Here is a 7,138-nt window from a genome sequence, read left to right on the forward strand (position 1 = left end):
CGCAGCGCAGGCGAAGCGGAACGCGACCAAAAAAGCCCGCGGCTGAGCTGAGGCCGGCCGAGTCGAGCCGGGTCGAAGCGCGTCGTAGCGCAGGGTGTCCGGATCGTCACGATCGCCGGGTTTCCATGGGCGATCAAGGCGGAACCCCTGATGCCGCAAGGGATACTCCAGATGAGTGAGCTCTACTGACGTCGGATCTAACCCCGTCGCGGCCGACCTGTGACCGAATCTCCCCCAGGATGTGACCTTTGTCCCGGGGGATCGGTATTTGCCCAGCTCAGGCACCCTCCCCCTGGTGCCCCGAGGACGAAAGACCTGTCCAATTCATGACGTAATGCACTGCACGCCATTCCCAGCAGAGGACAAGCTGATGTAGGAAGTCGGGGGATCGAATCAATCGGGAGTAAGCCAGTGAGCGCCATGTCTCTTGCCCTGCTGCTGACCACGGCCGCTGCCACGGCCGTGGGCGCTGCTGCGCTGCACGCCGTACACGGGCTGCGCAAGCAGGTCACCGCCCTGCGCGGTGAGCTGGCCCTGCCGGCCCGTCCGCGCGCCGCCGCAGCCGTCCCGCACGCCCGCAGCGCCGTGGAGTCCCCCGCAGCCGAGATACGAGCCGCCGTGGCCGAAGCCCTCGCCGAGGAGCGGGAGCGGGAGCTGGCCGAGGCGCGGGCCTTCTGGGCCGCGCAGGAGGCCCGTGACGCCGCCGACGCCCCCTCGCTGCTGGGCGGCCTGCCCGGGCTCGGCGAGGACGGCCCGGTCTTCCTGCCCCGGCAGGCGGACCTGGTCGGGCTGGAGCCGGTGCTCGGCGAGGAATTCGCCGACGAGTACCCGGAGGATTCGGCCGAACTGGCCGCCGCCCGCCGGCGCCACCCCTCGCACCCCGACTTCGTACCGGTGCAGGCGCACCACGGCGCGGACCACGAGCGCACGGTGAACCGCCTGGAGGAGCTCGCGGAGGCCCGTACGGCCCTCGCGGACGTCCGTCCCGGCCCGCTGGGCACCCTGGACGTGTACGTCTTCACGGACGGCACCACGCTGTGCATGACCCCGGGCCACCGGGAGACGGCCGAGCGCCTCTCCGAGGCCCTGCGGGCCGGCACCGCGCCCGTCCTGCTGGGCGGGTCCGGGATTTCCGGCGCGTACGCGCTCACGTTCTCCTGCGGGGACTCCGAGGACCCCGACAGCAACGTCTACATCCTCGCGGACCGCGTCATCGCATCGCTCTGACTTCCGCCCGCTCCACCAGTTCCACGGCCTCGTCCAGCAGTACGGACGGGGCCGTTCCGGCGTCCGGGGCCGCGCGCAGGGCCTCCGCGAGGTCCAGGCCGGTCACCGACAGCTGGTCCCCCACGACGAAGATCCCCGCGTCCGGCACCTCGCGCGCGGGCGCCGGAGCCGCCCCCCGCCCGGCCTGCGACGCCGCCTCCTCCAGCCGCTGTGCCCGCACGGCGAGCTCCCGGGCCAGGGCCAGTGCCTGTTCCGCGGCGCCGCGCTGCAGTCGGCTCTGCGGAGCCGCCCTCAGGCGGTCGGCGAATCGTTCCACGGCGACGGTCAGGGGTGAGGTATCGAGCACCCGGCCGACCTTACGCGCCGCTACCGCGCCATTGCCAACGGGCGAACTCGCCGGCACGGTGGCGTGAAGAGAACAGCACGGCGATACCTCCGGAGGCGCCCATGTCCGTAGAGTTCTCCGAACAGACCCACCGCAACATGATCGACAGAATCCCGCAGAGCACCGGTCGTGAGATCTCCGACTGGCTCCGCGCCGTCGACGAGGGCCCGTCCCTCCTCCGGTTCGAGGAGAAGGTCAGCTGGCTGCGCGGCGCGCACGAACTGTCGCACGGCCAGGCCAAGGCGATCATCCACGAGCACGACCTGCGCAGAGCCGCCCGCCGGTTCGGCTGAGGCCGCCGCCGCGGTCGCCCGCCACGGCCACCCGCCCCCCTGAGCCCGCAACCCGACCACCGATCCCCGTCCGACCTCCGACGTCCGTCCTGAACGCGGGAAGGCCCCGCGAGCGGTGTGCTCGCGGGGCCTTCCCCGTGCTGCGGTGCCGTGTGCGCCCCGGGGCGGTCCGGCTAGTCGTTGCCCGAGAGGATCTGGAAGATCCGGAGCATCTCGATGTAGATCCACACGAGGGTGGTGGTGAGACCGAAGGCGGCCAGCCAGGCCTCCTCGCGCGGGGCGCCGTAGGCGACGCCGTCCTCGACCTGCTTGAAGTCGAGGGCGAGGAAGCAGGCGCCGAGGATGATGCCGATGACGCCGAACAGGATGCCCAGGGGGCCGCTGCGGAGTCCGAGGCCGTCGCCGCCCACGATGAGCGTGATCAGCAGGTTGGTCAGCATCAGGAGCATGAAGCCCACGGCCGCGGCCATCACGAAGCCGGTGAAGCGGCGGGTGACGCGGATCCAGCGCATCTTGTAGGCGAAGAGCACGCCCGCGAAGACGCACATCGTGCCCATGACGGCCTGGATGACCACGCCGGCGCCGAAGTACGTGCTGGTGGCCGAGCTGATGACCCCGAGGAAGACGCCCTCGAAGGCGGCGTAGGCCAGGATGAGCCCCGGCGAGGCCTTCGCCTTGAACGACTGGATCATCGCGAAGACGAACGCCACGAGCATCGCGCCGATGGCGATGCCGTACGAGACGTTCAGGTTGGCCGCGTCGACCGGAAGGAAGATCCAGGCGAGCGCCGCGGTGACGACCAGGGTGCCGAGCGTCATGGCCGTACGGCTCACGACGTCGTCGATGGTCATCGCGTTGTGGTTGGCCGGCGCCGCCGGCATCCCCGTGGTGGGGTCGGTGGCGTACGGATTCGTCGCGTACGGGTTGGTCGCGGTCCCGGCCTGCGCGTGCTGCGCCTCGAAGCCCGCGTAGCCGCCGTTGTCGCGGCTGAACCCCCGTCGCGAGAAGACCGGGTTACTGCTCCTCATCTCACTCCTCCATGGCCACCGTGTGCAGCCTTGTTCTCAAGAGTAATGCGCTCGCAAAAAAAGCACCCTACCGCTGGAGGAGGATCTTAGGAGAAGGCGCGGTCGGGCGCAGAGGATAAACGGAACGGCTGCTGAAGTGCCCGGAGCCGGACTTGAACCGGCACGGCCCGAGGGCCAGCGAGGTTTAAGCTCGCCGTGTCTGCATTCCACCATCCGGGCAAGGCGCAGCGGGCCCCGTGGAAAAGCCTTGAACGCTGACGCGAGCCTATCCGGAACGCCCTCGGCGCCAGACGGCCGTCTATCCGATGTTGTCTGATTTTATTGGTGATTGAGGGGGCGTCAGGGCCGATAAGTCACGGTCGGCCCCGTTCCGGACGAGGCCTGTCGCCGGCGCGGGATTGACGTGATTTCGCCGCCTCCCGCCACCCCTTCCGCCACCCCCCGGCCGGCCCCGACCGCCGCGTGCCGGTCGGGCGGTGACATGGACACCCTCAGGGTGACTGTCATACCAAAGGAGGAGTCCGGCCGACGTCCGGTCAGACTCCAGTGGGCCTGCGAACGGGCACCTCGGCTGATCCGGAACCCCGGGGGTCGCCGTGAGGATGGAACCGTCCCGCCGTTCCGCAGTCCGCCCGACAGGAGTCCCCCCTTGACCGCCATGAACTACGCCCCGCACACCCTCCAGGCCTCGGCCGCCCGTGCGACGCAGTTGTCCAAGGTGTACGGCCAGGGCGAGACCCGGGTCGTCGCGCTGGACAACGTCTCCGTCGAGTTCGCGCAGGGCCAGTTCACCGCGATCATGGGCCCGTCGGGCTCCGGCAAGTCCACGCTGATGCACTGCGTCGCCGGACTGGACACCTTCTCCTCCGGCTCGGTCCGCATCGGCGACACCGAGCTCGGCTCCCTCAAGGACAAGCAGCTGACCCAGCTGCGCCGGGACAAGATCGGCTTCATCTTCCAGGCCTTCAACCTGCTGCCGACCCTGACGGCCCTGGAGAACATCACGCTGCCGATGGACATCGCGGGCCGCAAGCCCGACAAGCAGTGGCTGGACACCGTGATTGCCATGGTCGGCCTCTCCGAGCGGCTCTCGCACCGGCCGACCCAGCTCTCCGGCGGCCAGCAGCAGCGCGTGGCCGTGGCCCGCGCCCTGGCCTCCCGTCCGGAGATCATCTTCGGTGACGAGCCCACCGGAAACCTCGACTCCCGCTCCGGCGCCGAGGTCCTCGGCTTCCTGCGCAACTCGGTCCGCGAGCTCGGCCAGACCGTCGTCATGGTCACCCACGACCCGGTCGCCGCCTCCTACGCGGACCGCGTCATCTTCCTCGCCGACGGCCGGATCGTCGACGAGATGGCCCACCCCACCGCCGACGGCGTGCTGGACCGGATGAAGGCCTTCGACGCCAAGGGCCGCACCAGCTGAACCCCGGGGCGCACCGCGCGCCGCGCGAGCCCCCGCCGCCCCCGAAGACCTCCTCCAGACTTCCAGCCCACCAGGACTGATATCCCCATGTTCCGTACCGCCCTGCGCAACGTCCTCGCGCACAAGGCCAGGCTGCTGATGACGGTGCTCGCCGTCACCCTCGGCGTCGCCTTCGTCTCCGGCACCCTCATCTTCACCGACACCCTCAGCAAGGCCCTGTCCGGCCAGTCGGCCAAGAGCTACGACGGCGTCGCCGTCTCCGTCACCTCCTACGGCCAGGGCCGCAACGAGGAGGGCCAGAAGGAGGGGGAGCCGGGCATCAGCCGGCAGACCCTCGACAAGGTCAAGGCCGTCAAGGGCGTCGACGCCGTCTCCGGCCGGGTGTCCGGCTTCGCCGGCGTCGGCGACGAGGACGGCAAGCTGATCGGTTCGGGCTGGGCCAACAAGGGCTCCAACTACGCCCCCGTCAAGGACGGCAAGGACCCCCGCTACACCTTCACCACCGGCGCCGGCCCCACCAAGGACGACCAGATCGCCCTGGACAGGGAAACCGCCGCCAAGGGCAAGTACGAGGTCGGCGACAAGGTCCGCGTCGCCACCAACGGCCCGGTCCGGGAATTCGCCCTGACCGGCGTCTTCACCACCGAGGACGGCGCCGTCAACGCCGGCGGCAGCCTGGTGCTCTTCGACACCCGGGTCGCCCAGCAGCTCTACCTCCAGCCCGACTTCTACGACGAGCTCTCCGTCAGCGCCAAGGCGGGCACCTCCGCCGAGCAGTTGCTCGCCGACATCGAGCCCCTCCTCGCCAAGAACGCCAAGGCCCAGACCGGCGTCGCGCTCGCCGCCGAGGAGGCCGCCAACATCAAGAAGCAGATGAGCGGCATGAGCACCATGCTGCTCGCCTTCGCCGGCATCTCCCTCTTCGTCGGCGTCTTCCTCATCTACAACACCTTCACCATGCTGGTCACCCAGCGCACCAAGGAACTGGCCCTGTTGCGCGCCGTCGGCGCCAACCGCGGTCAGGTCATGCGCTCGGTGCTCGCCGAGGCCCTCGTCGTCGGCGCCGTATCGGCCGCCATCGGTCTCGTCAGCGGCATCGGCCTCGCGGCCGGCATGCGCTCCCTGATGGACGCGATCGGCGCCAAGATCCCCGGCGGCGAACTCGTGATCGCCCCCGTCACCATCGTCGCCGCGCTGGTCATCGGCGTCCTCGTCACCACCCTCGCCGCGCTGCTGCCCGCCTGGCGCACCGGTCGGATCGCCCCCGTCGCCGCCATGGGCAGCGCCCACCTGCCGGCGAGCGCCAAGTCGCTGGTGCTGCGCAACGTGTTCGGTTGCGTCATCAGCGCCCTCGGCATCGGGGTCGTCTTCCTCGGCGTGTCCATGAAGAGCGACGGCCGCATGGTCATCGGCGGCGGCGCGTTCTTCATGCTCCTCGGCATGATCGTGCTGCTCCCGCTGCTCTCCAAGCCGGCCATCGCCGCCGTCCGCCCCGCGCTGCAGAAGCTGTTCGGCGTCCCCGGCAAGCTGGCCGCGCAGAACGCGGTGCGCAACCCGCGCCGCACCGCCGTCACCGCCGCCTCGCTGGCCATCGGGCTGACCCTGGTCACCACCATGTCGGTGCTCGGCGTCACCATGGGCAAGGCCGTCGACCGGATGAGCACGGACAAGCTCAAGGCCGACTACAAGGTCACCATGTCCGGCGGCATCGGCGGCCTCGACAGGACGGTGGCCGAGACCCTGGCCAAGGCCCCCGGCGTCGAGGCCGTCTCGGTGCAGGCCGACGGCTGGTTCAAGGTCGGCGAGTCCTTCCGGTCGGCCTCGGGCGTCAACCCGGCCACCATCGGCCGCCTGCTGAACATCGAAGTCACCAGCGGTTCGCTGGACAGCCTGGTCAAGGGTGAGGTCGCGGTCGCCGAGAGCACCGCGAAGGAGCAGAAGCTGACGGCGGGCTCCACCCTGGACGTCACCTTCGACGACGGCCGCAAGGGCGCCCTGAAGGTCGGCGCGGTCTACAAGGACCTCGAAGGCCTGCTGTCCCCGTACGTCCTCGACAACAAGGTGCTGGCCCAGCACAGCGAGGACCAGTACATCCGCGAGGTGTACGTCAACACCACCGGCGGCGAGACCAAGGCCAACCAGCAGGCCGTCGTCGACGCCCTCGGCAAGAACCCGGCGATGAGCGTCGTCACCCGGCAGGACATGCGCAACGAGATGGGCGGCATGGTCAACACCGCGCTGAACATCATGTACGGCCTGCTCGGCATGGCACTGATCATCTCGGTGCTGGGCGTGGTCAACACCCTGGCGATGTCCGTCTTCGAACGGACCCAGGAGATCGGCATGCTGCGGGCGATCGGCCTCGACCGCGGCCGGGTCAAGAACATGATCCGCCTGGAGGCCGTGGTGATCTCCCTGTTCGGCGCGGTCCTCGGCGTGGCCATCGGCGTCTTCCTCGCCTGGGCGGTGGGCACCACGCTCGCCAAGTCCGTACCGAACTACGAGCTGGTCATGCCCTACGACCGGATCGGCATCTTCCTCCTGCTCGCCGCGGTCGTCGGCGTCCTCGCCGCCATGTGGCCGGCCCGCAGCGCCGCCCGGCTGAACATGCTGACCGCCATCAAGACCGAGTAGCCCGCCGGCCGGCGGTACCAGGGACACGGAGGGGCCCCGGGGCGTTCGCCCCGGGGCCCCCCCCGGGCGCCCGCCGGCCCCCCCGGGGGGGGGGGGGCCGCGGGGGCCCCCGCGCCGCGGGCGCGCGGGCGGGGGGGGGGGCCCCCCG

General features: G+C 70.4%; 6 protein-coding genes and 1 tRNA gene. 4 read left to right on the top strand and 3 right to left on the bottom strand.

Features of this window, described 5'->3' with window-relative positions; all coding sequences use genetic code 11:
- Positions 1-420: 420 nt before the first annotated feature.
- Positions 421-1,227, top strand: coding sequence for a hypothetical protein (locus AB0D46_RS33810; RefSeq protein ID WP_362883244.1), 807 nt, complete (start codon positions 421-423; stop codon positions 1,225-1,227).
- On the opposite strand, the gene AB0D46_RS33815 is transcribed toward AB0D46_RS33810, so the two are convergent.
- Positions 1,211-1,573: a hypothetical protein gene (locus tag AB0D46_RS33815; RefSeq protein ID WP_362883231.1), complete on the bottom strand. Its 363-nt coding sequence runs from the start codon at positions 1,571-1,573 to the stop codon at positions 1,211-1,213. The genes AB0D46_RS33810 and AB0D46_RS33815 overlap by 17 nt on opposite strands.
- A 101-nt stretch (positions 1,574-1,674) precedes the next feature.
- Between AB0D46_RS33815 and AB0D46_RS33820 the strand changes: the two genes are divergently transcribed.
- Complete coding sequence (locus AB0D46_RS33820; protein ID WP_281206443.1) at positions 1,675-1,905, top strand: DUF4287 domain-containing protein; 231 nt, start codon at positions 1,675-1,677, stop codon at positions 1,903-1,905.
- Between the two features lie 173 nt (positions 1,906-2,078).
- On the opposite strand, the gene AB0D46_RS33825 is transcribed toward AB0D46_RS33820, so the two are convergent.
- Together AB0D46_RS33825 and AB0D46_RS33830 are read right to left on the bottom strand one after the other, a co-directional pair.
- Positions 2,079-2,933, bottom strand: a complete 855-nt coding sequence (locus tag AB0D46_RS33825; protein WP_362883233.1) for a Bax inhibitor-1/YccA family protein — start codon at positions 2,931-2,933, stop codon at positions 2,079-2,081.
- Between the two features lie 137 nt (positions 2,934-3,070).
- Positions 3,071-3,152, bottom strand: a tRNA-Leu gene (locus AB0D46_RS33830).
- Between the two features lie 439 nt (positions 3,153-3,591).
- Between AB0D46_RS33830 and AB0D46_RS33835 the strand changes: the two genes are divergently transcribed.
- Both AB0D46_RS33835 and AB0D46_RS33840 read left to right on the top strand, forming a co-directional pair.
- A complete protein-coding gene (locus AB0D46_RS33835) occupies positions 3,592-4,356 on the top strand; it encodes an ABC transporter ATP-binding protein (protein WP_362883246.1) in 765 nt (254 codons plus the stop codon).
- A gap of 87 nt (positions 4,357-4,443) precedes the next feature.
- Complete coding sequence (locus AB0D46_RS33840; protein WP_362883235.1) at positions 4,444-6,990, top strand: ABC transporter permease; 2,547 nt, start codon at positions 4,444-4,446, stop codon at positions 6,988-6,990.
- The last annotated feature ends 148 nt before the right edge of the window (positions 6,991-7,138 follow it).

Source organism: Streptomyces sp. NPDC048383, assembly GCF_040651775.1.
GTDB lineage: Bacteria > Actinomycetota > Actinomycetes > Streptomycetales > Streptomycetaceae > Streptomyces.

Excerpts from the sequence above, each read along its gene's own strand:
- AB0D46_RS33825 (WP_362883233.1), bottom strand. The coding sequence starts at position 2,933 with ATGAGGAGCAGTAACCCGGTCTTCTCGCGACGGGGGTTCAGCCGCGAC.
- AB0D46_RS33820 (WP_281206443.1), top strand. The coding sequence starts at position 1,675 with ATGTCCGTAGAGTTCTCCGAACAGACCCACCGCAACATGATCGACAGA.
- AB0D46_RS33810 (WP_362883244.1), top strand. The coding sequence starts at position 421 with ATGTCTCTTGCCCTGCTGCTGACCACGGCCGCTGCCACGGCCGTGGGC.
- AB0D46_RS33840 (WP_362883235.1), top strand. The coding sequence starts at position 4,444 with ATGTTCCGTACCGCCCTGCGCAACGTCCTCGCGCACAAGGCCAGGCTG.
- AB0D46_RS33835 (WP_362883246.1), top strand. The coding sequence starts at position 3,592 with ATGAACTACGCCCCGCACACCCTCCAGGCCTCGGCCGCCCGTGCGACG.